General features: G+C 70.1%; 19 protein-coding genes. 8 read left to right on the top strand and 11 right to left on the bottom strand.

All coding sequences use genetic code 11. The features are described from left to right. Window positions 1-41: 41 nt before the first annotated feature. Window positions 42-2,675, bottom strand: a complete 2,634-nt coding sequence (locus tag ACYVJE_RS04540; protein WP_461143406.1) for an MFS transporter — start codon at window positions 2,673-2,675, stop codon at window positions 42-44. Between the two features lie 287 nt (window positions 2,676-2,962). After that, window positions 2,963-3,862 (bottom strand): LysR family transcriptional regulator, encoded by a 900-nt coding sequence (locus tag ACYVJE_RS04535; protein WP_461143405.1) that lies wholly within the window; start codon window positions 3,860-3,862, stop codon window positions 2,963-2,965. Window positions 3,863-4,067: 205 nt separating this feature from the next. On the opposite strand from ACYVJE_RS04535, the gene ACYVJE_RS04530 reads away from it, so the two are divergent. Together ACYVJE_RS04530 and ACYVJE_RS04525 are read left to right on the top strand one after the other, a co-directional pair. Continuing rightward, window positions 4,068-4,673, top strand: coding sequence for a glycoside hydrolase family 25 protein (locus ACYVJE_RS04530; protein WP_461143404.1), 606 nt, complete (start codon window positions 4,068-4,070; stop codon window positions 4,671-4,673). Between the two features lie 228 nt (window positions 4,674-4,901). Then, on the top strand, window positions 4,902-5,363 hold the full coding sequence (locus tag ACYVJE_RS04525; protein WP_459159593.1) for an SRPBCC family protein: 462 nt from the start codon (window positions 4,902-4,904) through the stop codon (window positions 5,361-5,363). Window positions 5,364-5,393: 30 nt separating this feature from the next. Here the strand turns inward: ACYVJE_RS04525 and ACYVJE_RS04520 are convergent, their stop codons facing one another. The 4 genes from ACYVJE_RS04520 to ACYVJE_RS04505 all read right to left on the bottom strand — a co-directional run bounded on the left by ACYVJE_RS04520 (window position 5,394) and on the right by ACYVJE_RS04505 (window position 10,217). Next, a complete protein-coding gene (locus ACYVJE_RS04520) occupies window positions 5,394-5,873 on the bottom strand; it encodes a Gfo/Idh/MocA family protein (protein ID WP_461143535.1) in 480 nt (159 codons plus the stop codon). Window positions 5,874-6,235: 362 nt separating this feature from the next. After that, complete coding sequence (locus tag ACYVJE_RS04515; protein ID WP_461143534.1) at window positions 6,236-7,486, bottom strand: SLC13 family permease; 1,251 nt, start codon at window positions 7,484-7,486, stop codon at window positions 6,236-6,238. A 104-nt stretch (window positions 7,487-7,590) separates the two neighbouring features. After that, window positions 7,591-9,213: an FAD-dependent tricarballylate dehydrogenase TcuA gene (gene tcuA, locus ACYVJE_RS04510; protein WP_461143403.1), complete on the bottom strand. Its 1,623-nt coding sequence runs from the start codon at window positions 9,211-9,213 to the stop codon at window positions 7,591-7,593. Then, the gene (locus ACYVJE_RS04505; protein ID WP_461143402.1) at window positions 9,105-10,217 is read right to left on the bottom strand and encodes a PrpF domain-containing protein; all 1,113 of its coding nucleotides are present in this window, start codon (window positions 10,215-10,217) and stop codon (window positions 9,105-9,107) included. Before ACYVJE_RS04505 ends, tcuA begins: the two co-directional genes overlap by 109 nt. Window positions 10,218-10,318: 101 nt before the next feature. Between ACYVJE_RS04505 and ACYVJE_RS04500 the strand changes: the two genes are divergently transcribed. Continuing rightward, window positions 10,319-11,269: a LysR family transcriptional regulator gene (locus ACYVJE_RS04500; RefSeq protein ID WP_461143401.1), complete on the top strand. Its 951-nt coding sequence runs from the start codon at window positions 10,319-10,321 to the stop codon at window positions 11,267-11,269. Between the two features lie 28 nt (window positions 11,270-11,297). Here ACYVJE_RS04500 and ACYVJE_RS04495 read toward each other — a convergent pair whose 3' ends face one another. After that, the gene (locus tag ACYVJE_RS04495; protein ID WP_461143400.1) at window positions 11,298-11,831 is read right to left on the bottom strand and encodes a DUF488 domain-containing protein; all 534 of its coding nucleotides are present in this window, start codon (window positions 11,829-11,831) and stop codon (window positions 11,298-11,300) included. Between the two features lie 275 nt (window positions 11,832-12,106). Here ACYVJE_RS04495 and ACYVJE_RS04490 point away from each other — a divergent pair, with 275 nt between their 5' ends. Continuing rightward, window positions 12,107-12,406, top strand: coding sequence for a hypothetical protein (locus ACYVJE_RS04490; RefSeq protein WP_461143399.1), 300 nt, complete (start codon window positions 12,107-12,109; stop codon window positions 12,404-12,406). 32 nt (window positions 12,407-12,438) lie between these two features. Here the strand turns inward: ACYVJE_RS04490 and ACYVJE_RS04485 are convergent, their stop codons facing one another. From ACYVJE_RS04485 to ACYVJE_RS04475, 3 genes are all read right to left on the bottom strand, one after another. Next, window positions 12,439-13,362, bottom strand: a complete 924-nt coding sequence (locus ACYVJE_RS04485; protein ID WP_461143398.1) for an HpcH/HpaI aldolase/citrate lyase family protein — start codon at window positions 13,360-13,362, stop codon at window positions 12,439-12,441. Beyond that, on the bottom strand, window positions 13,352-14,569 hold the full coding sequence (locus tag ACYVJE_RS04480; protein ID WP_461143397.1) for a CaiB/BaiF CoA transferase family protein: 1,218 nt from the start codon (window positions 14,567-14,569) through the stop codon (window positions 13,352-13,354). Before ACYVJE_RS04480 ends, ACYVJE_RS04485 begins: the two co-directional genes overlap by 11 nt. A gap of 131 nt (window positions 14,570-14,700) precedes the next feature. Beyond that, window positions 14,701-15,624, bottom strand: coding sequence for a LysR substrate-binding domain-containing protein (locus ACYVJE_RS04475; protein WP_461143396.1), 924 nt, complete (start codon window positions 15,622-15,624; stop codon window positions 14,701-14,703). A 207-nt stretch (window positions 15,625-15,831) separates the two neighbouring features. Here ACYVJE_RS04475 and ACYVJE_RS04470 point away from each other — a divergent pair, with 207 nt between their 5' ends. Next, window positions 15,832-17,244, top strand: coding sequence for a CitMHS family transporter (locus tag ACYVJE_RS04470; protein WP_461143395.1), 1,413 nt, complete (start codon window positions 15,832-15,834; stop codon window positions 17,242-17,244). Between the two features lie 533 nt (window positions 17,245-17,777). Here the strand turns inward: ACYVJE_RS04470 and ACYVJE_RS04465 are convergent. Beyond that, the gene (locus ACYVJE_RS04465) at window positions 17,778-19,007 is read right to left on the bottom strand and encodes a metal-dependent hydrolase family protein (protein WP_461143394.1); all 1,230 of its coding nucleotides are present in this window, start codon (window positions 19,005-19,007) and stop codon (window positions 17,778-17,780) included. A 95-nt stretch (window positions 19,008-19,102) separates the two neighbouring features. Here ACYVJE_RS04465 and ACYVJE_RS04460 point away from each other — a divergent pair, with 95 nt between their 5' ends. From ACYVJE_RS04460 to ACYVJE_RS04450, 3 genes are all read left to right on the top strand, one after another. Continuing rightward, window positions 19,103-20,008 carry a MurR/RpiR family transcriptional regulator gene (locus ACYVJE_RS04460; protein WP_461143393.1) on the top strand — a complete coding sequence of 302 codons (906 nt, stop codon included), beginning with the start codon at window positions 19,103-19,105 and terminating at the stop codon, window positions 20,006-20,008. 104 nt (window positions 20,009-20,112) lie between these two features. Beyond that, window positions 20,113-21,546, top strand: coding sequence for a sodium:solute symporter family protein (locus ACYVJE_RS04455; protein ID WP_461143392.1), 1,434 nt, complete (start codon window positions 20,113-20,115; stop codon window positions 21,544-21,546). A gap of 1 nt (window position 21,547) precedes the next feature. Beyond that, on the top strand, window positions 21,548-22,282 hold the full coding sequence (locus ACYVJE_RS04450) for a haloacid dehalogenase type II (protein WP_461143391.1): 735 nt from the start codon (window positions 21,548-21,550) through the stop codon (window positions 22,280-22,282). The last annotated feature ends 162 nt before the right edge of the window (window positions 22,283-22,444 follow it).

Below are 22,444 nucleotides of genomic sequence, written 5' to 3'. Positions count from 1 at the left end.
TCACACCTCGGAGCTGATGTGCGTGGTTACCGGTCGGTGCATCATTCGGCCGGTGGAACATCGCTGCCGTCGACCAGCTCGTCCAGGTACGCGAGCGCCCGCTCGTGCGCCGGCGTCGTGGAGGCCCCGAGGAGCCGTTCGACGTAGGCGGCGGCGACGACTGCCGTGCGCTGACCGTGCCCGACCGCGGTGTCGTGGGCGGCCTGTTCCAGCAGCAGCGCGGCCATGACGGCCCGCGCCAGGGCCTCGGCGTAGTCAGCGATGCGCGCTTGCTGGTGCTGGCGGGGGTGCGCGAGCAGTTGCTCGCCCTCCAACCGCAGGTCTTCCCAGCGTTGGATCGCGGTGTGCACCGCAGTTTTGAGCTGCGCCGCATCGATGGCTCGGAGGCGTTGCAGGTAGGTGTCCGCGAGCAGGTGGTGGGCCGAGTCCTGGCGCACGCACCGCAGGACGTCCAGCGCGATGACGTTGGACGATCCTTCCCAGATCGAGCCCAGGTGCGCGTCGCGCACGAGCCTGGGGTTGACCCAGTCCTCGATGTAGCCGTTGCCACCGCGGATCTCCATGGCCTCGCCGGTCACCGAGCGGGCCTGCTTGCACACGGTGTACTTCGCCAGTGGCGTGAGCACGCGGACGAGCCGGCGGGCCTCGGCGTCACCGGCATCGGCCTCGTCCAGGCGCGCGGCGGATTCGAGCACCAGGCCCAGGGCCGCCTCGGCGTCGAGGAGCATGGGCAGCAGGGTCGCCCGCATCAGCGGCTGGTCGAACAACCTCGTGCCGAACACGACCCGCTGGCGGGTGTGCTCGACCGATTCGAGCACGGCGCGGCGCATGAGCGCCGCCGAACGCATCGCGTTGGACAGCCGCGACACGTTGAGCATCTCGGCCATCTGGTGGAAGCCCTGCGTCAGCGTGCCGACCGGGCGCGCGTAGGCGTCGTCGAGGGTGACCTCGCCGCTGGCCATCGACCGGGCCCCGAGCTTGTCCTTGAGCCGGTCGATGCGGTAGCTGTTGCGGCTGCCGTCCGGGCGGAGCCGCGGGACGAGGAACATCCCGAGTCCCCGTGTGCCCTCGCCTTGGCCGGGCACGCGCGCCAGGGTGAGAACGACGTCGGCCGACACGTTCGAGGCGAACCACTTGTGCCCGCGCAGCGTCCAGTGCGTCCCGTGGTCTGTGGCTTCGGTGCTGGTCCGGGCGATGTCGGTGCCACCTTGTTTTTCGGTCATGAACATCGCCCCCGTGGCGAGGTCGTCCACGTCCGGGGAGCTCAGCGCCGCGATCTCGGCCGCGAAGGTCTCCGGGTCGAACATGCGCAGGACCCGGGCGGCGGAGTCGGTCATCGACAGCGGACAGGCCAGCCCGAACTCGGCTTGGACGAAGACGTACGACAGCGCGTACTTCACCGTGTGCGGCACCGTCGTCGGCCACCCCAGCACGCCCGCGCGGTGCGACATCGCCGCAAGCCCGAACCGCTCGAACGCCATCCGCATCATCCGGGTGTAGGCGGGGTGGAAGTCGACCTCGTCGATGCGCTCCCCACCGGGGCCGTACTGGCGCAGCCGCGGCGGATTGGCGTCCGCGGTGGCGGCGAGCTCGTCCAGCTCACCGGCGGCCAGCGCCCCGATCTCGGTCAGCACCGGACCGATGCGCGCGCGATCTTCCCGGGAGAGCACGCGGTCGAGCAGGCGGGGCAGTGCGGGATCGCGCTCCGCGAAGTTCATGCGGTGTCCTCCGATCAACTCGACGAGGGGGGACCCGGCCGGAACCGGCCGCGCGGCAGGGGCCATCTGGTTCCAGCTGCTGCGGCGGATCAGCGCGAACACGCAGAGCACCGTCAGTGCGACGTAGCCCGCGCCGAGCGCCACGACCGGCCAGATCGAACCGGTGCGCGCGAGCAGGAACTGCGCGATGACGGGGGCGGTCCCGGCGAAGAGGGAGGTGCACAGCTGGTAGCACAGCGACATGCCGGTGTAGCGGACACCTACTGGGAACACCTGGGACAAGAGCCCCGCCATCGCCGAGTAGTACATCGCGTGCGGGAACGTGGCCACGGCCATCCCGATGCTCGCCCACAGCAGCGATCCTGTGTTGATCAGAACGAACATCACTGGCAGCAGCACGATTTCGGGAAGCAGCATGGCGAGGATCGCTCGCTTCAGGTTGATCCGACTGGCCAGGACGGCCCCGAGGGGCTGCACCAGCACTTGGACCACGAGGGCGATCGCGATGACCGCGAGGAAGCTCGAGCGGGTGAAGTCCAGCTCGGTCGTGGCCCACGACAAGGCGAACGTGGTCTTGACGTAGGTGATGGACACGCCGGCCACCCCGGCGCCGACACCGAGGGCGACCAGCAGGGGGTACCGCCCCAGCACCTCCTTGATCGGCAGTGTCGACTCGCGCTTGCTGTCGAGGACTTGCTGCATCTCCGGGGTTTCGTCCAGCCGCAGCCGGATGAACAGGCCGACGAACACGAGCACCGCCGAGGCGAGGAACGGCAGGCGCCAGCCCCACGACATGAACGCCTCGTCGGGCAGCCACGCGATGGCCACGAAGGCCAGCGTGGCCAGCAGGTTTCCGACGGGCGAGCCCTGCTGCGCGAACGCCCCGCAGAGGATCTTCTTGCCCGGCGGGGCGTACTCGGTGGCGATGAGGACAGCTCCGCCCCATTCCCCGCCCATGGCAATCCCCCGCGAGCGCGGACGCGGAACCGTAGATGTAGAAGTCGAACCACTCGACCGTGGTACCCACGAAGGCGGTGATCCCCGCTTTGCGGGCCTCGCGGCCTGGTGCGCGAGCTTCACCAGCTCTGATGGAGCTTCCCTGCGACACGAGGCACTCCTCTCGGGCGGGGCGGATTGTCCCGCCATGCGAGGAGCGGCGTGCCCAGCACCACGGGATGCGGATCACCGTGGCAGCGGAGACTATGAGCTGTCCAAGATGAATACCGCGCCTCGGCGATACCGGATCACTCATAATCCGCAGGTGTCGGCAGCGCGGTCTCCGCCACCTCCAGCACGGACCGCAACGCTGCCGACGGGTTGTCGGAACGCCACGCCAGTGCGATGGACATGGTCGGCACCTCCCCGCTGACCGGCCGGAAGACCACGTGCTCCATGCGGATGTTCTGCGCCGAGCTGACCACGAGCGCGACACCGACCCCGGCCCCGACGACGGTCAGCAGGTTGTACGCGTCCGGGGCTTCCTGCGTGATCAACGGGGTGAAACCGGCGTTGAAGCACGCCTGCATCGTCGCGTCGCGCACGGCCGAGCCGCGCGAGGCCGGGAAGGAGACGAAGCGCTCGTGCGCGAGTTCCGCCAAGCCGATGCTGGATCGGTCCGCGAGGGGATGCGTGTCGGGCAGGGCGATCACCAGCCGCTCCACCCGCACCACCCGCGAGGAGACCCCGCCCCGCGTCGGCAGCGCGACGAATCCCAGGTCCAGCGTTCCGTCGCCGATCCGGCTCAGCGCTTCACCTGAATACGTCTGCCCGCGGAGCACGAGTTCGACACCGGGCAGCTCGGAGCTGACAGCGCGGGTGAGGCGCGGCAGGGCGTCGTAGCTGCTCGCACCGGCGAAACCGACCGTCACCCGCCCGACTTCGCCGGTGCCGGCAGCCTGCGCGGTGCGCCGCGCGACCGCCGCTTCCGCGAGCACTCGCCGTGCCGGCTCGAGCAGTGAACTTCCTGCTGCGGTCAAGCGCACCGAGCGCGTGCTCCGTTCGAAGAGCGTGACGCCGAGATCCCGCTCGAGCAGACGGATGTACTGGCTCAACGGTGGCTGCGCCATGTGCAGCCGCGCGGCAGCACGGCCGAAGTGCAACTCCTCGGCGACCGCCACGAACCCCTCGAGATGCCGCAACTCCACCTGGGCAGGATTTCAGACCGGCAAAGCCCGGCGAGTCGATGAACGATTCGCCCCGCGCCCTGAACCACTCGCGGGCTGTCATATGACTACGGCCGGGGTGGTCTTGTTGGCGAGATCTCGACATTCGATCGCGGTGCGCCCGACTGGCACGTTAGGTTTGCCCGGGCGCCCCTCGTCGCGCCCCGCGCACAGCAGAGAGGTCCACGTGGATTACGGAATCGACATCAGCCACTACAACCAAGTCGACGATTGGCACGCGGTGCGGGGTAACAACATCACCTACGCGTGCATGAAGGTGACCGAAGGTCGGGCATGGGTCGATGAGCAGGCGGGTGCGCATGTGGCGGGGGCGCGGGGCGCCGGCATCGCCACGGGTGGCTACCACTTCGCCCGTCCCGGCGGGATCGACCCGCAGGTGGGGCACTTCGCGTGGTGGTTGGGTCAGCACGGGCTGAAGGAGCCGGGAAACCTGTGGCCGATGCTGGACATGGAGGACACCGACATCACCGACCCGAACGCGTTCATCCCCGAGTTCATCCGCCAATTGCGCGCGGCGACCGGTGTGCCCGGGGTGCTCGTCTACGCCAACCTGAACTGGTTCCGGAACATCATCGATCCGAACCTGTGGGCCGGGGACGATGTGCTCCTGTGGGTCGCTCGGTACAACGGGGACCCCGGAAATCCCGGGTGGAGCCACCCCCGACTGGCCCTGCACCAGCACAGCAATTCCGGCACCGTGCCGGGGATACCCGGTGACGTCGACCGGAACGCCACCGTGGGGGACTGGACCCTCGGCGCGTTCACGATCTGAACTGGCCGTGAAGCGACCGCACCGAGGCCGGCCTCGTGCTGGCGCAGCGAGACCCCGCGGCGGGGGGTCCGCGGGCGGAGCACGGGGAGGCGGGCGAGCTCGGACAGCTCGCCCGCGCGCTCTGACCGGCTGCGTCGGTCGCTGCGTTGAGCTGCACGCCCAGCTGCAGCGGATGCGCGTCGCGTGCACCGCCTGACGTGTTCCCGGCCGAGCGATACGCTCTGGACCATGGTCCGGGTGCTGGTCGACGAGGTGGTCGATGCTTCCGTGGAGCAGGTCCTGTCCCTGGTCATGGATATCGAACGCTACGCCCGGGTGGACAAGAAGATTCGACCCGTGCTGTGGCACCAGCGCGACGGGAACGTCGTCCGGTTCGCCTGCCGGCCGAAGCTCGTGGGACTGCGCCAGCCCAAAGTTGTGCAGTATGCGCAGCTCACCCCTGGTGAGCGGATCGACATCGGGCTGGTCCCCCTGCCCGCCAACCGACTCGCGCATGCCCTGGCCCGGTTCCAGGCCAGCTTCGAGTGCCACCAGGTCGAGGGCGGCACGCACCTCATCCGCACGCTCGAGTTCCAGTTCACCCCCGCGCTGCGCTGGCTGCTCGAACCGCTGTTCCGGCGTCGGCTCGAACCCGAAGTGCGCGCGGAGATCCAACTCGCCAAGCAGCACCTCGAACAGCAACAAGGATAGCGGTCCCGCTGCGCACGCTTCAGCTTGCGCTCAGTCCTGCGCGGCACCCCCGGGTTGGCAATGCTCCGCCCGTTGTGGCCCCGCCGCGTGCAGCGCCGCGAGGTAGCCGAAGGTCAACCCGGCCGGATCCACACCGATGGACAGCGCGAGTTCGCGCGGAGTCCGCCCGCGGTGCAGGTACCCGCTGCCGACGTAGCGCCGCAGCAGCACCGCGGGCAGGTGCTGCGCGCGCAGCTGCGGGCTCGCGGGGAATCCGCCGCAGGCCGGGACGATCCCGCGTCGGGCGCGGACGCGTTCGGTCCGACCGCGGTGGGCAACGACGTCTTCGACATCGATCGCCTCGTCGCGCTCGAAGGTGGCGTGCGCGGCGAAGACGTCCACCGCGCGGCCCATGTACCACTGGAGCAGGTCCAGGTGGTGCACCGCCTGGGTCATCAGGACCCCTCCGCCGCCGGTGGCCCACGCGCCGCGCCAGGCTTCGGCGGTGTAGCAGGACGTGTCGCGGTGCAGCAGGACCGAGACGTGCCGAGACGCGGGGCCCGGGGGTGCCGTCGTCGATCGCGCGGCGGATCTGCTGCGCGGCGGTGGCGTGCTGGGCGCGCGGCCTCGCCGGTGACCACCACGCCTGCCAGGTCGGCACGGGCCAGCAGCGCTGGCACCCGGGTGATCTCGTTGATGCCTCGGGCACCTGCACCTGGACGATCACGATCGCTCGGTGGTGCAGCACCACCGAGAACCACTGCACCTCGCCCCCTCGACGTCGGTCGGTGTTGCGCACCTCGGGAGCAACTCGGTCGCGCTGCCGCCCACCGCTGCACCCCCGGAAAGCCTCCTGGTTCGGCCTACCGCGGTGCTGATTCGGGTAGCGCTGGTCACAAAGCGCCGGGTACGACCAAAAACCCCCATGCGAAGAACGGTCCGACCGCGACGATGGTGCCGGTGTAGCCGAGAAGTTGCCGGTAGATTCGTGTTCTGTCCGAGCCGTTGGCGTTGCTCAGCACGAGTGCGCCGTTGCTGGAGAACGGGGAGGTGTCGACGATCGTGGCAGACACGGCCAGGGCGGCGACCAGGCCCGCAGTGCTGAGGTCGCTGGATAGCAGCAGCGGAACCGCGATCGGGATGATCGCGGTGAGGATGGCGGTCGATGAAGCGAAAGCGGAGACCACGGCCACCACGAGGCACAGCAGCAATGCCACCAGCAGGGGACTACCCAGGCGGGACGCACCGCGGGAGATCGCGTCGATGGTTCCCGCCTGTTCCAGGACCCCCACGTAGGTGATCATTCCGCCGATCAGCAGGATCGTGGACCAGCTGATTCCCTCGATCGCCCGGGACTGCCGGTTGATGTCGACCAGTGCGAGCAGGGCACCGGCGCTCAGCGCGAGGAAACCGATCTCCAGCTGGAACACCAAGGCGCCGAGCACCAGCAAGACCAGCGTCGCGAGAGTCAACACTTGCCGCCAGTCGACCGTCGTCGCCGTTTCGGTCTCCTCCTGGCGCTCCGAAGCGAAGTCCCGAGTTCCAGCCCGCCGGTGGCCGCCCAGGGCCAGAAAGCTCACGACCGCGATCAGAACGTTGAAGGCGAAGCTGGCCAAGAGCAGCGCGGACGGAGCGATGTGCAGCGGCGTCTGCTCGATCATGCCCAGCACGAGCGCACCGGAAACCGCGATCGGGGAGAACGAACCGGCGTGCGCGCCCGCCACGAGCACCGCGCCGATGAGCAGTTGGCTCATGCCGTGGCGTTGCGCGATCGTCAACCCGACGGGGACGAGCAGTGCGATGGCAGCGGTGGGGAAGGTGCCGAGCGCGGACAGCATCCCGCACACCGCGAAGAGCACCCACGGGATCAGGGCGACTTTGCCGCGCACGAGCGTCACCCCGGCCCGCACGAGCAGGTCGACGGTGCCGTTGCGCTGCGCCACCGCGAACAAGTAGGTGACGCCCACTATCGTGACGAACAGCGAGGCCGGGAATCCTGCGAGGATCTCATCCTCGGTCAGGTTCAGCGATGAGGTTCCGACGAGGAACGCGCCGATGAACGCGAGAATTCCGATGTTGATGGGCAGTAACGTCGCGACGACGAACATGACGCCGAGCGCGGCTAGCGGAAGGATTTCAGACATCGTTGTCCCAGCTCGGTTCTCAGTTGTGCGGGCCGGGAACGCCGGCCCTCGGGGAAGGATGCGCCGCGATGGCGCGCCGTGGCCGATCGAGGCTGCGCAGCCGGTCAAGCCAAGGAGCCGGCCCGGCGTCCGAACACGGCACCAGAGGTGAGGCCGGTGCCGCCGGGGTAGTTGCCGCTGAAGAGGCCGCCGAGCATTTCTCCGCAGACGAAGAGACCCGGCAGGTGCTCGCCGAGCCCGTTCAACGCCCGCCCGTGGGTGTCCGCGCGCAGGCCGCCGAAGGTGAACGTGATGCCGCAGGTCACCGGAAAGCCGTAGTACGGTGCGCTCCCCAGCGGGATCGCCCAGTTCGACTTCGGCGGCTCCACGCGTGCGGACCGCCCGTCGAGTGCTGCGATGTCCAGCGGGATCGAGCGGTCGATCGAGGCGTTGAAGTCGGCGACGGTGCTTTTCAGCGCGGCCGCGTCCACGTCCAGTCCCGCGGCGAGTTCTTCCACCGAGTCCGCCGCGACGACCGAGGCGCCGGTCATGTCGTACTCCTCGGTGCGCAGTTGCGGGCGGGTGGTGGCATCGAACAGCTGGAAGGCCACCCCGCCCGGCTGCTGCAGGATCTCGGCGCCGTACTTGGCGTAGGTGAGGTTGCGGAAATCGGCACCTTCGTCGAGGAACCGTTCGCCGCGCGAGTTCACCACGATGCCGAGCGGGTAACCACCGCGAGTGAGCTGGTTGGTGAACTCCCGATTGCTCTCATTGTCCGAACACCAGGCGTCCCACGCGACGCTGTGGCAGGTGGTCCAGTCACCGTAGGTGGCCGCACCCGCATCGACCGCTGCGATCAGCATGTCGCCGGTGTTGTGCGGCGTGCCGCGCACCTTGGCCTTGCGCCAGCTGTCGCCGAGGTGTTCCGCGCGGAGGTCGGCGTCGGCTTCGAACCCGCCTGCCGCGAGCACGACGGAATCCGCGCGCAGCACACCAGTCCGGCCAGCTCCGTCGGTCCACCGCAGACCAGTCACCGCGCCGCCGTCCAGCAACAGCTCTCGTGCGCGCACGCCGTAGCGGACGTCCACTCCGGCCTGTTCCGCGGCCCGCGAGTGCTGTTCGATCAATCCTTTGCCGCCGCCGGTGCTACCGACTGCGAGGCCGCCCCAGAACACCTGCCGCCCTTGCTCGTCCGGGTAGGCCTGACGCTCGTACATCAGCCGGAAGCGCAGTCCCTTGCCGTGCAGCCAGCGCAGCGCCTCCTGGCTGTCACCGACCAACGTGTCGGTCAGCGCCGGATCGTTGCGCCCACCGGTCACCTTCGCCATGTCGGTGGTGAACTCCTGCGCGGTGTAGGGATCCAGAATCGACACGGCGTGCCGATCATCGCCGTCGAGCAGATCGGCAAGTTCGCCGAAACCACGATGAGCGATGCGGAATGCTCCCGCGGTGTAGTAGCTGTTGCCGCCGGATGCACCGGGCCGTCCCTTCTCCACCAACAAAACTCGTCTGCCGCGTTCGGCCGCGGCGTGCGCGGCGCTGAAACCAGCGTTGCCGCCCCCCACGACCACAACGTCGAACGTCTCGCCGGACTGCATCGTTCCTCCAGGTTCTGCACGGATGCGGGTTGAAAAGTGGTTCAGAAGCGAGCGACCGGTTCCGGAACTCGGAGTTCGGCATCGCAGAGGATCCGGGCCGCGCGTTGCACGGTTACTCGATGCGGCAGGCGCTCGCGGAAATCCGCGCATGCGGCGCCGACGACACCGGCGGGTGTGCCGATCCGCAAGTGCGAAGCGCCGCAGGCGGTGGAGCGGGCCGCGACGATCGATCCGGGCAACGAGTTCGCGGTGGCGACTCCGACCGCCGAAGTCAGGCCGATCGCGGGATGCGGTGCGTTCATGGACAACATGCGGACGCAGATGTCGACCCCGCTCATCCCGGCCGGCGGACTGCCCACGATTCCGACCTTCGGAATCGCGTCACCGCCAGTGATCCCCATCCGTTCTGCGGCTGCTCGACGGACCCGGCGCAGTCGTTCGACAGGTTCGCGTGCGAGCGGCTCGCGTCCGGTCAGCCCGAGCGCGCCCGCGTCGACCAGCGCCATCGGCGCTCCGGCGTCGAGCATGCTCACCCGTACCGGCTCTTCGTCGACGAGCAGGTCCTCCACCGCTTTCCCGGTCGGGAGCGCGCGGCCGGTGGTGCTTCCCGCGGAGTTGAGGAAGGTCAGTCCCACTCCGACGCCACCTGCTCGCGCGCCCGGCACGGTTTCGGCACCGAACTCGTGGGCCTGTCCGCCGGTGGTGTCGACGCCGGCTTCCAGCACGGCTCCGGTGTTGCTGTTGCGCAGCACGACCGTGGTCCTGTCCCCGGCAGGTGCGACGAGACCGCGAGCGACCGCCCACAGCGCGATGGCGGTGGCGCAGTTGCCGCAATTGCTGCCCCATTCGACACCCGCAACGCCGATGCCGACCTGCCCGAAGAGATATTCGAGGTCGATTCCCGGTTGGTCGCTGGACTGCACGAACGCGGCCTTGGCAGTGGTGGGGGTGGCCCCGCCGACGCCGTCGACGTGCGCCGGATCGCCCGCGTCGTAGGCATTGACCAGCAATCGCTCCAGCCTCGGCAGGTCCAACTCGATGCGTCCGCGCAGCACGGCGGTGTCGAACAGCCAGCACTTACTCGTCCCGCCACGCACCAGGCTCGCCGGTACCCGCACGATGTTCCTTCCTTCCTCGTTCGAGCGGGCGCTCATCGCCGCGCTGGATGCCGCAGACCCTGACAACAGCGAGCTTTTACAGCAATGCTCAATTTCTTACACTGCATTAAGCAAAGCTAATGTCGAGGGGAGTGCGCATGGACGTGCGCCGCATGGGGTTGCTGACCGAAGCAGCCGATCGCGGATCGCTCAGCGCGGCAGCGGAGGCGTTCGGGATCACCGCCTCCGCCGCTTCGCAGCAGATCGCGCGACTGGAGGTCGAAGTCGGTCAGCCGCTGGTGGAGCGGTTGCCGCGCGGAGTACGGCTCACCGACGCGGGTGAGGCGCTGGCCGTGCGCGGCCGCCGCATCCGCAGCGAACTGCGGGGGGCGCAGGCGGACCTGGACTCGTTCGCGCGGTTGCACCGGGGCGCGCTGAAAATGGGCGCCTTCCCGACAGCTAGCGCCTCGATACTGCCGCTGGCGCTGACCCGGTTCTCCCGCAAACATCCCGGCGTGCGGGTCACCGTGCAGTCATCGCTGCTGGTGGGCCTGCTGGACTTGCTGCACTCAGGTGAGGCCGAACTGGCGATCCTCTGGGACTACGAGTGGAACCGGATCGAGGACGAGTCGCTGCGGATGACGCACCTGCTGGACGACCCGACGGTGCTGGTGGTCCCGGCGAATTCGGAACTGCTCGAACGACCGCGCGTGGAGCTGTCCGAGCTGGTCGACCAGCACTGGATCACGCGCGCGGACAACCACCCGGTCGCCGAGGTGTTGTACCGCAGCTGCCGCCTGGCGGGTTTCGAACCGACCATCTCCTACGAGTCGCACGACTACCAGGAAGCGCAGGCGATGGTGGCCGCAGGACTGGGCATCGCCATCGCGCCGCGGCTCGCGTTGACCAACCGCCGCCACGACGTCCGGCTGATCAGCTTCGACTCGGGCGTGCCCGCTCCGACCCGGAGGATTCTGCTGGCCCGGCCCGTCAATCGGACACCCACACCCGCCACCGAAGTCATGATCGAGACGTTGCAGGCGGTGGCGTCGAAGTTCGCCGACACCAACCTGCACCTGACCCAACTGGGCACCGTCCGCGTGCGGTGAATCGCGTCATCCGCGCCGCACGCGCCTGCTACAGCGTGGGCTGTCCTGCGTCGTAGACGAGGTAGCCGTCGTCGTTGATGCGCACGCCCTCGATCGGTTCGTGGTCGTCGCGCCCAGCTCGCTGCGTCAGGTGCTCCACCGGAACTCCGCGGAGGAGTTGCACGAAGTCGCTGAGCATCCGGCGGTGGCAGCGCCACCACAGGCTTTCGCTGCACATCACGGCCACCTGCGTGCGGGCGAGCTCGTCGAGGAGCTCGTCGATGCCGTCGGTGAACTCGCGGGTGCGCATGTGCGCCGCGTAAGCGCGGAACGCGTCGTTGCGCCACACCCAGTCCGGGGAGTCGTGGGGGAGGCTGCGGAAACCGCCGAGCCGCTTGTCCCAGCGGTAGGAGATCCCCGACTCCGGAAGCCACCGCTGCAGCTCCCCGCGCGCGAACTGCGGGTTGCGGCGGCTCCCTGGCGCGCTGCGCACATCGAGCACGGAGCGGACCCCTGCTGCGTGCAGCAATGCGGTGATCTCGTCCTCCGACGCGGTGCCGTGGCCGAACGTCAGCAGCTCCATCGGCGTCACCTCCGACTCCCGGGGTCGTACCGCCGGAACCTATCGAACCGGGCGGGGTCCCGCACCGAGCCGCCAGCACCGCCCGGCACCACGTCGCAGCACGGCCGGGCCGGAACGGGCTCGCGGTGCTCCGGCGCGGTTCCCTCCACCTCCTCGTTGACGGACCCGGAAGCCCTTTCGGCGCTGCTGCACCTGCACTCCGGCTACTTCCGTCGTGGAACAGCTCGCCACCGAGGGGCTGCCACCGCACGTCCTGGGGGTGCGTCGACAACGCGGTGAGCATCGCCAAGACGGCAGATCGCAGCGTGGTGGACTGCACGACTGATTTGGCCGTGCGCTGCGAACACGTCGTGGCCGACGCGGGCGGGCTCACCCGCGTGGATCTTGCCGAGCAGCACCGGGTGAGGCAGCGCAACATCACTTCCGCCCGGGACTGCATCTCCCCTGTCGAGCTCACCGCTGCCCGGGTCAGACGGCCGCAGACGGCCGGTTCGGGATTCCGGGTGCCGCTGCGTCACCGATCCGGGACGGTTACTGGCGCCGGCGCTGACGAGCACGGTGCCGGGCCCGGCTGACGAGAACGTCATGGATGTCACCGCCGGAGGCGTCAAACCGAGCCGGTGTAGCGGGCCAGGACGTGCCGGGCGGTGGCTGCCATGGCTTCGTCGACCATCTGCCCTTCGAACGCCACCGCGCCTTCGCCGCGGGCTTGGGCCTGCTCCACGGCGGCGACGAGGCGTTCCCAGCGCGCGAGCTCCTCGGAGCTGGGGGAGAAGACCTCGTTGATGATCGGCACGTGCGCAGGGTGGATGGCCATCATCCCGGCGTAACCCAGGGACCGGTTCTGCTCGGCGAAGGCGCGCAGGCCAGCGGGATCGTCGAGCTGCGTCCACAGCCCCGCGACCGGATGCTCGACGCCTGCGGCGCGTGCGTCGAGCAGCACACGGGAGCGCAGCGCCAGCGTTTCCGTGCCGCGCGGGCTCCAGCGGTACCCGACGGCCCGCGCGACATCTCCGCTGTCGGCGGTGAGCGCGCCGAGGTAGGCCACACGCCGCGCTGCCGCTCCGACGTCGTGGGCCTCGCGCAGGCCGCGCGCGGTTTCGAGCAGGGGCACCAGCGCCACCGATCCCACGGGCAGACCCCGTTCGCGCTCGCACCACGTCAGCAACCGATCGGCCACGCGGACATCTTCCGGACCCTCCACTTTCGGGAGAACGATGCCGTGCAGTCCGGGGCGTACCACAGCGCGGACATCATCGGCACCGTCCCACGTGTCCAGCGCGTTGACCCGGACGAACAGCGCCGGCGGCTGCTCGCGGGTCGACACGTGGTGCTGCCGCTGCAACGTGGCCACCACACCGCTCCGGGCATCGGTCTTTCCCGAGTCGGGCACGGCGTCTTCCAGGTCGATGACCGCGGCATCGGCCCCCGCCCGCGCCGCTTTGGCCAGCCACTCGGTTTTCGTGCCGGGAACGAACAACAGCGACCGCAGCGGAGCGCGGGACACCTCGTGGTGGGGTTCAGACGACACCGTTGTCCTCCAGGCGCGCGAGCTCCTCCTGGTCCAGACCGAGCCAGTACGCGTAGACGAGGTGGTTGTCCTGGCCCAACGCCGGTCCCGTGCGCCACACGTGCCCGGGACGCTGCCGGAAGTGCGGCAGTGCGGCCTGCATCCGCACCGGACCGAGCTCGGGGTCGTCGACGGTGACGATGTCGCCGCGTTCGGCGTAGGTGGGGTCGGTGGCGATGTCGTCAGCGGTGAACACGCGGGAGGCCACGACTTCCGCCTGCGCGAACGCCTCCAGGCAGTGCTCGGTGCTGCGCGCGCCGACCCACTTCCGCAGCGCGTCGTCGAGCTCGTGCCGGCGGGCCTGCTGCTGCTCCGCGGTGGCGAACTCGGCCGCGTCGAAGCCGAGCAACTCCGCCACGTTGATCACCGATCGCGGCGTGGCCGAGGTGACGGTGATCCAGTCGTCGTCACCGGACCGGTAGGTGTTGATCACCGCGGCCGGCGCGACGGCCAGCTGGTTGCCCGAACGCCCGGGCGTGGAGCCGAGCTGGTCGTGCAGCACGACCTGCCATTCCACGAGCCGGAACAGGGGCTCGAACAGGGCCAGGTCGATCCACTCCCCGTCGAAGCCGGGATCGGTCGCCCGCCGGTACAGCGCGGCCATCACTGCGTAGGCGCCCATGAGCCCGGTGACCGCATCGCCGTGGGAGAACCCCGTGTGCACCGGGGGGCCGTCGGGAAACCCGGTCAGGTGCACCACGCCGCTGCGCGCCTCGCCCATCTTGCCGAATCCGGGGGCGTCGGCCAGTGAGGTGTTCGCGCCGAACCCGGAGATCTGCAGCAGGACTGCCGTCGGATTGAGCCGGTGCACGGACTCCCAATCCAGGCCCCACTCGCGCAGGCGTCCCGTGCGGACGGTGACGATGACGACGTCGGCCCAGGCAACGAGCCGGTGGGCGACGTCGCGGCCGGATTCCTGGTGGAGATCCAGCGTCACCGACCGCTTGTTGCGTCCGGCCACGCTGAACCACAGGGGGGTGCCGTCGCGTTTCGGGCCCATCGTGCGGGCCGCGTCGCCGGTTCCCGGCGGTTCGACGTGCACGACGTCCGCGCCCTGGTCGGCGAGCATCGAGCCCGCCATCGGCCCGGCCACGACGTGGGCGAACTCGACGACTTTCAGCCCACCCAGCTGGCCCCGTCCGCCGGTGTCGGGATCCTGTTGCGACATCGCTGCATTCCCCTCGGTGCGTGGTCGGTCGACCGTTCCCGGTCGGGATCGCAGTGTGTCGAGCGGCGCGCATGCGCGTCCAGCAAGAGCCTCGGATCGATTCATGCGGATGATGCATCGGGCCGCGCGGGTCAGGACCAGGAAACACCCGCCGGCAGTGCGGCATCACTGCACCGGCACTGTTCGAGCACGTCCAGGAAACGCTGACCCGCCGCGGTCAGCGGCCGCCGCGCCCGCTGCACGAGTTCCAACCGCCGGTCGACGACCGGCTCGACCAGCGGGCGGTGCACGACGGCGTCGGCGGCCATCAGCGGCAGCACGAGCGCGGGCATCGCCGCGACTCCCAAACCGGCGGAGACCAAGCCGCCCACGGTGGCGATGCTGCCCGCCTCGGCAGCCGGAGTCGCCTGCGCATCGACCTGGGCGAACGCCGCATCGGCGAGTCGGCGCGCGCTCGAATCGCGCCCCACGGCGAGCAGCGGTTCGGCGGCCAGTTCCCGCCAGGTCACCTCCTCGCGTGCGGCGAGCGGATGTCCTTGCGGCAGCACGGCGACGAAGCGGTCCCGCACCCACGGCCTGCGCTCCAGGCGGGTCGCGGGCCCGCCGACCGTGGTGATCGCGAAATCCGCATCGCCCGAGGCGACTCGCTGCAGCACCGCGCGCTCCAGACCGTCCATGATCCGCACCGCCACCTGCGGGTGCTCACTGCGGAAGCGCGTGATGACCTCCGGCAACAGCACGGCCGCGATCGACGGCAGGGTGGATACCGCTACCGTCCCCGCTTCCCCGAGCACGAACCGCTCCAGCTCCTGCATCCCCGCTCGGTGGGCGTTGAGCACTTCGTCGGCGACCCGCAGCGTTTCCGCGCCGGCCGGAGTCAAGGCGACGTTGCGCGTGTCGCGTTCCACCAGCTGCGCACCGAGCGAGCGCTCCAGCTCCGCGACCGTGCGGCTCAGCGAGGACTGCGACACGTGCAACTGCGCTGCCGCCGCGGTGAAGCTCTCCGCCCGGGCGACGGCGGCGTACGCGGCGAGTTGGCGCACCGTGGCATCCATGGTCCGGGAGCATAAGCCGCGCGGCCGCGGTTGCGAACGGACGCCGCGGCTTCTCCCGCGCAGCGAGCCGATGCGCTGAGCGCATGGACATATGTCCCAACGATGCTGGACAAGCAAACGAATGCGACCAAGAATGACCGGCACTCGCCCCGCCTGCGGTGCACACCACGCGAGTGGATCCATCCGCCCTCGACCGAATGAGGCCGCATGCTCACCGCGCTCGGTTTCACCACGATCGCCGCGATCCTCCTGTTGCTGATCACCAGCCGCGTCGCCGCCGTCGCCGCGTTGATCGGCGTGCCGGTGCTGGCCGCACTGCTCGCGGGACACGGGCCGGCCGAGATCGGCGAGATGATCAGCTCCGGCATCGGCGACATCGTCGGCGTGGTCGCCATGTTCGTGTTCGCCATCCTCTTCTTCGGCGTGCTGCGCGACGCGGGGATGTTCGATCCGATCGTGCGGCGCATCCTGCAGTACGCCGGCAGCAATCCCGTCACGATCGCGGTGGGCACCGCCCTGCTGGCACTCGTGTGCCATCTCGACGGCGCCGGCGCCACCACGTTCGTCATCACGCTTTCGGCGCTGCTGCCGCTCTACGACGCGATGGGCATGAGCCGCTTGGTGCTGGCCACCGTCACCGGCCTGGCAGCCGGGACGATGAACATGCTCCCGTGGGCCGGCCCCACGGCCCGCGCCTCCAGCGTCGTCAACGTGGACGCGAACGCGTTGTGGACCCCGTTGCTGCCCGCACAGCTCACCGGAATCGCAGCGGTGCTCGGTGCGGCCGCCTGGCTGGGACGCAGGGAGAAGCTCCGCCTGACCACCGGCGCGGAATCAACCCTGCGGCTCAGCCGTGGCGACCGCCTGCGCGCCGCCACCGTCAGCGACGCCGCGGCGGGGACCGCGGCACGCAGCGCTGACGACAGGGCAGGCGTGGCCGTGCTCGAGGAGTCGGCGACGGCGACCGCCTCCAGCGACGCGCAGCTGACCCGGCCGCGGCTGTTCTGGCCGAACCTGGTGCTGACCGCGATGACCGTCGGGGTGCTCATCTCCGGCATCGCGCCGCCGGCAGCAGTGTTCATGGTGGCGCTCGTGCTCGCGCTGGTCGTCAACTACCCCGGTATGCGTCGCCAGAACGCGCGCATCGACGCCCACGCCCAATCGGCCGTTCTCATGGCCACGACACTGCTGGCAGCCGGGGCGTTCCTCGGCATCATGGGGGGAACCGGCATGATCCGGGCGATGGCCGCGGCACTCGCCGGCGGCGTTCCGCCCCAACTGGGGCCGTTGCTGCCGCTGCTCGTGGGAGTGCTCGCTGTGCCGATGTCGTTCCTGTTCGGACCCGACCCGTACTACTTCGGCGTGCTGCCCGTGCTCATCGGGGTGGGGGAGCAGTTCGGCATCGCTCCGGAGGACCTCGCGCAGGCCTCGATCCTCGGTGAGGAGACCGTCGGATTCCCGCTCACCCCGATGACCGGAGCTTTCTTCCTGCTCGTCGGCCTGGCCCGGGTCGACATCGGCCGCCACATCCGGCACATGGCTCCGTGGGCGTGGGGAATCAGCCTGCTCGCACTGGCCGTTGCCGTCGTCACCGGAGTCGTCCCGGTCTGGGCCGGGTGATGAGCGGGAAGTGATCCAGTGTGGACCACGCCCCGTCCCATCGGGCACGCACCGCGCCCCGGTCAAGGATCGTCCCGGATGGCGCACCAGAGGTTCCGACAAGGAAAACCCCGGTGCGCCACCCGCAGGAGCAGAACACGCGGGGGCAAGCGGCTGGCCGGGGCTTCACCGGCCACGGCAGCGGACGGCGGTGCTCGATGGCGACCGGAATGGTGGGGAGCGGTTCGCCACCCGCCCGCGCCGGCCGTCCGGCAGTGCCATCAGGAACGCGCTGCTCGGCACGCGCACCTCCGGCCGCAGCCCGACCGTGCGGATACCTGCCCGCAGCACGTCGGCTGTCGGTCGGCCGGGACGCTCCCGCCACGCAGCACTCGACAAGTCCGGCGCGCAGCGCCGCCGCGCCGAGCTGCACCGGATCGTTCTGCGCCGCGGTGCGGCGGTCATGCGTGCAGCCGCGGCAGCACGGCCGAAGTGCAACTCCTCGGCGACCGCCACGAACCCCTCGAGATGCCGCAACTCCACCGGACGGGACCTCAGGGCCGTCCCGCGACGAGCGCCCCGCCTTGCACCACCGCGCGCAGGTGCTGCTCCGGCCGCGCCAGGACCTCGGCATCGGTCAGCGGGTCCCCGTCGACGATCAGGACGTCGGCGGTGGCGCCCGGTGCGATGACGCCCAGCTCGCCCCGTCGACCCAGCAGCGCAGCGGCGTTCACCGTCGCCGCGCGCAGCACCTCGTGCGCGGGCTGGACCCGGTTGCGGATGCGGAACTCGTCGTTCTGGTGGACGTGCATGCTGCCGAGCAGGTCGGTGCCGAAGACCAGCTGGACTCCGCCCTTGTGGGCCGAATCCAGGGCGTGCAGGCCGGCTTCGAGCACGTCGGCCACCTTGGCCTGGCCGGCCGGGGGCAGACCCGCGGCGGCGCCCTCGCGGTGCAGGTACTCGTAGGTGGTCAGCGTGGGCACCAGGAACGCCTGGTGCTCGACGAAGAGCCGCACGCTGGAGTCGTCGATGAGGTTGCCGTGCTCGATGCAGCGCACGCCGAGCTCCAGCCCCCGGTTCACCGCACTGGCCGTGTAGGCGTGCCCCGTGACGTAGCGGTTGGCGTTGCGCGCCTCCTCCACGGCCGCCCGGACCTCCTCGGCCGAGAACTGCATCGAGTCCACCCGGTCCGTGGGGGAGGCGACTCCGCCGGAGAGCATGAGCTTGATGTGGTGGGCACCTGTCCGCAGCTGGTGCCGTGCGCCGCGGCGCACCTCGGTGGGGCCGTCGCAGACCAGGCCCATGGTGGGGCAGCAGGCGTGGTCGTCGAGGACCTGCCGGCCGGCGCTGCGCATGTCGGCGTGCCCGCCGGTCGGCGAGAGGGCCTTGCCGCCGAAGACCACGCGCGGGCCGGGCCAGAGCCCCTCGTCCACGGCCGCGGCCACGCCGTGGTCGGCGCCGCCGACGTCGCGCACCGTGGTGAAGCCGCGGTGCAGCATCGCCCGCAGGATCCCGCTCGCGTGGGCGGCCACGTAGTAGGGGGACTGCTCCGCGACGCTTCCGAGGTCGGCGCTCGCGGCGGTGGCGTGCACGTGCGCGTCGATGAGGCCGGGGACCAGGTACCGCCCGGTGGCGTCGATCTCCTCGGCCGAGCCGGGCGCTTGCAGCGCGCTTCCCACTTCCTGGATGCGGCCGTCGTGCACCAGCACGTCCGCCCGCTGCGCTTCGCCCGTCGCGGCGTCGCAGACGACTCCGCGGCGGAGGATGAGGGTGTTCGAGGTCATGAGTCCCTTCCCGCGGTGCGATCACCGGACTCCTGGCATTCCGGATCGTGCCAAGCGCCCCCCACGAGTGCAACAGTTGTTGCACAATGGTCGGGATGAGTTCTCCCGAGAACGCAGCGGAGCAACCCCGCGAGCAGGTGCTGCCCGGCTGGCTGGTCTCCCGCCTGGGCGACCGGAGGCCGGCCTCCGGCGCGCGGCGGGTGCTGGCGGTGATCGCCGCCCAGCCGCGGCAGATGTCCTACGCCAGCACCTCGTCAGCGGCGGCCGCGGCCGCGGTCAACGTCGCGACGGTGGTGCGCACGGCCCAGCAGCTGGGTTTCAGCGGCTGGCCAGCTCTGCGGGCGGAGATCCGCTCGCGCTACCTGTCGGGGCTGTCGGCCTCGGAGGTGCTCAGCGAGCACCACGAGGAATCGGACCGGGGACCGGCGTGGTCCACGCTGCGCCGGGACCTGCACAACCTGCACGACCTCGCCCGGCTGCTGGATGAACCGCAGGTGCGGCGGGTGGCCCGGACCATCCGCGCAGCGGGCACGACGCTGGTCCTCGGAGCGGGCAGCTTCGCCGCCCCCGGCCTGCAGCTCTCCCACCTGGCGCAAACCATCGGCCACGACGTGCGGCTGCACCGCGTCGGTGGGACCGCGCTGTTCAACGCGGTGTCGCTGCTGGGACCGGAGGACTGCCTCGTGGTCTTCCAGCTCTGGCGCACACCGCACGAGATCCTGCGCGCCGTGCACGTGGCCTCCGCGGCCGGGGTCTCGATCGTGCTGGTCAGCGACCAGGTCCGCGAGGACGTCCGCGGGCTGGCCGACGAGCTGGTGGTGATGCCCAGCGAGGGGGCCAGCATGTTCCCCTCGCTGGTGGCCGCGACCACGGTCGTGCAGGCGATCCTCGCCGCGCTCGTGGCCTGCGATCCGGCCGCCGCCGCGGCGTGGAGCGACGGGATCGAGCAGTTGTGGTCGCGCTACGGCCTGTTTCCCGATCAGCAAGAACGTCTGCAATGACCATTGCGTTCCGGTGGTCGGAACCGGTTCCATGGCCGCACCCCGGCGGAGGGGTCCCCCGATCTGACGTCCACGCGGCTGCCCCCGATCGTCCCGGAGGGTCCATGCAGACGACCCACGTGATCGTTCTCGTGCTGTACCTGCTGGTCATGACGGGCATCGGCGCGTGGTTCACCCGCCCCGGCAAGGTCGCGACGGGCGACGACTTCGTCTTCGCGAACCGGAACCTGCCGCGTCCGGTGATGATCGGCACGCTGCTGGTCACCTGGGTCGGATCGGGAACGATCATCGGAGGCGCCAGTTTCGCCTACGACTACGGCCCGTTGGCCTCGCTCTTCTTCCTCGGGGGTACGCCGGCGGGGATCCTCGTCCTCTACTGCCTGGCGCGCCGCATCCGCCGGGAGTCGACGTACACCGTTCCCGAGCTGTTGGAACGGCGCTACGGCATCGCGGTCCGCGTGATCGCTGCGCTCATCACCGTGCTGGCCTACACCGGCATCACCGCCTACCAGTTCACCGGAGGCGGCCACATCATCAGCGTGATCACCCCGCTCCCGCCCGAGCAGGGCTCCATCTTGGTGGCGCTGCTGGTCACCTTTCTCGCGGTGGGCGGCGGCTTGAAGTCGGTCGCCTGGAGCGACTTCCTGTCCGCCCTCGTGATCGTAACGATCCTCATCGCCGCGGTGCCGCTGGTGCTGGGGAGCGAGCTCGGCGGCATCGGCGAGTACTGGCAGAACCTGCCCCGGAGCCGCACGACGTTGAGCGGGGGACTCACCGCGCTGCAGCTGTCGGGCTACTTCCTGCCCTTGTTCCTGCTGATCCTGGCCGACCAGAACATGTACCAACGACTCGGCGCGGCCCGCGACGAGTCCGAAGCGCGCAGGTCGACCGGCGGATTCTTCCTGTCCAGCTTCCTGGTCACCGTGCCCGTGGTGCTGCTGGGCTCAGCAGCGATCATCCTGATGCCCGGAATCGACCCGGACGCGGCGGTCCTGTCCCTGGCGGGCGAGAGCTACCTGCCTGCCGTGATGGGCGGTCTGCTGCTGGCCGGTGCGCTGTCCTTCATCATCACCACGGGCTCCTCGTTCCTGCTCTCCTGTGCCGGGAACGTGGTCTACGACGGGACGCAACGGCTGTTCGGCGTGCGGATGAGCGGCCGCCGACGGCTGGTGGTGCACCGCCTGGCCGTGCTGATCATCGGAGTCGTGGCCTACGTGCTCGGCAGGTTCTTCCCGAGCGTGCTGGAACTGCAGATGTACTCCTACACCGTCTACGGCGTCGCACTCGCCCCGCCTGTCCTGGCCGTCTTCCTGTGGCGACGGGCCAGCAAGTGGGGTGCGCTGAGCTCCATGGGGCTGGGCGCCGTCGTGACCATCGTCTGGGAACAGCTGGACCAGCCGCACGACCTGAACTCGGTGCTGGTCTCGCTGCCGGTCTCGCTGGCCGCGCTGGTCGTCACCAGCCTCGTCCTGCCCGACCGCGGCGCGGGCCGGCACGACGCGGTCAGCCGCACCGACACCGTCCGCAGTGAGGAGTGACATGTCCATCGATCTGACGGCGTTCCGAGTCCTCAGCTTCGACTGCTACGGCACGCTCATCGACTGGGAGCGCGGGATCACCGCCGTCCTGGCGGCCTGGGCCCGCGAGCGGGGCCTCGACCACGACAGCGAGAACCTGCTGGAGACCTACGCCGGCCACGAGGCGGCGGTCATGCGCGAGCACCCGACGTGGCTCTACCCCGACGTGCTCGCCGAGGCGTTCGTCCGGACCGGCTCCTCCGCAGGGACGGAGGTCGACCGGGAACGGGCCGAGCAGCTCGGCGAGTCGGTCCCGGACTGGCCCGCCTTCCCGGATTCCGCGGACGCGCTCGCGCGGCTGCGCCGCCACTACGACCTGGTGATCGTGAGCAACGTGCACCGCGGCGGGTTCGCCGGCAGCAACGAGCACCTGCGCGGCGACTTCACCCGGATCATCACCGCGGAGGACGTCGGCGCCTACAAACCCGCCGACCCGCACTTCGAGGCGCTGGACGCAGCGCTCGGCGAGCTCGGCTGCGGGCGCGACGAGCTCCTGCACGTCGCGCAGAGCCTCTTCCACGACCACGTACCGGCCCACCGCCGCGGGTTGGCGTCGGCCTGGATCAACCGGCGCCACGACCGGCCCGGCTGGGGCGCCACTCCGGAACCGGCGGAGGACTGGCGCTACGACGCCGAGTTCCCCTCCATGGCCGCGTTCGCCGACGAAGCCGACCGCCAGTGGGCCGCTTCCGCGTGACGGAACGGCCGGGAGCAGTGCTCGCCCGCCCGCGGAAGACCTTCACCGCCGGACCCGCCGAAGACCACGTGACCTCCCCTCGGAAGCCGGACACGCCGCTGTGCGGCCGGAGGGAGTGGCCGGTCGTGCTCCCGCTGCCGTCCGCGGTCGCTGCGGAGGAAC

The organism is Salinifilum aidingensis, from assembly GCF_054782015.1.
This window is presented reverse-complemented; position numbering and strand designations above follow the sequence as displayed.

Excerpts from the sequence above, each read along its gene's own strand:
- ACYVJE_RS04450 (WP_461143391.1), top strand. The coding sequence starts at position 21,548 with ATGTCCATCGATCTGACGGCGTTCCGAGTCCTCAGCTTCGACTGCTAC.
- ACYVJE_RS04540 (WP_461143406.1), bottom strand. The coding sequence starts at position 2,675 with ATGGGCGGGGAATGGGGCGGAGCTGTCCTCATCGCCACCGAGTACGCC.
- ACYVJE_RS04515 (WP_461143534.1), bottom strand. The coding sequence starts at position 7,486 with ATGTCTGAAATCCTTCCGCTAGCCGCGCTCGGCGTCATGTTCGTCGTC.
- ACYVJE_RS04480 (WP_461143397.1), bottom strand. The coding sequence starts at position 14,569 with ATGTCGCAACAGGATCCCGACACCGGCGGACGGGGCCAGCTGGGTGGG.
- ACYVJE_RS04495 (WP_461143400.1), bottom strand. The coding sequence starts at position 11,831 with ATGGAGCTGCTGACGTTCGGCCACGGCACCGCGTCGGAGGACGAGATC.
- ACYVJE_RS04525 (WP_459159593.1), top strand. The coding sequence starts at position 4,902 with ATGGTCCGGGTGCTGGTCGACGAGGTGGTCGATGCTTCCGTGGAGCAG.
- ACYVJE_RS04455 (WP_461143392.1), top strand. The coding sequence starts at position 20,113 with ATGCAGACGACCCACGTGATCGTTCTCGTGCTGTACCTGCTGGTCATG.
- ACYVJE_RS04475 (WP_461143396.1), bottom strand. The coding sequence starts at position 15,624 with ATGGATGCCACGGTGCGCCAACTCGCCGCGTACGCCGCCGTCGCCCGG.
- tcuA (WP_461143403.1), bottom strand. The coding sequence starts at position 9,213 with ATGCGCGGATTTCCGCGAGCGCCTGCCGCATCGAGTAACCGTGCAACG.
- ACYVJE_RS04465 (WP_461143394.1), bottom strand. The coding sequence starts at position 19,007 with ATGACCTCGAACACCCTCATCCTCCGCCGCGGAGTCGTCTGCGACGCC.
- ACYVJE_RS04505 (WP_461143402.1), bottom strand. The coding sequence starts at position 10,217 with ATGAGCGCCCGCTCGAACGAGGAAGGAAGGAACATCGTGCGGGTACCG.
- ACYVJE_RS04460 (WP_461143393.1), top strand. The coding sequence starts at position 19,103 with ATGAGTTCTCCCGAGAACGCAGCGGAGCAACCCCGCGAGCAGGTGCTG.
- ACYVJE_RS04500 (WP_461143401.1), top strand. The coding sequence starts at position 10,319 with ATGGACGTGCGCCGCATGGGGTTGCTGACCGAAGCAGCCGATCGCGGA.
- ACYVJE_RS04470 (WP_461143395.1), top strand. The coding sequence starts at position 15,832 with ATGCTCACCGCGCTCGGTTTCACCACGATCGCCGCGATCCTCCTGTTG.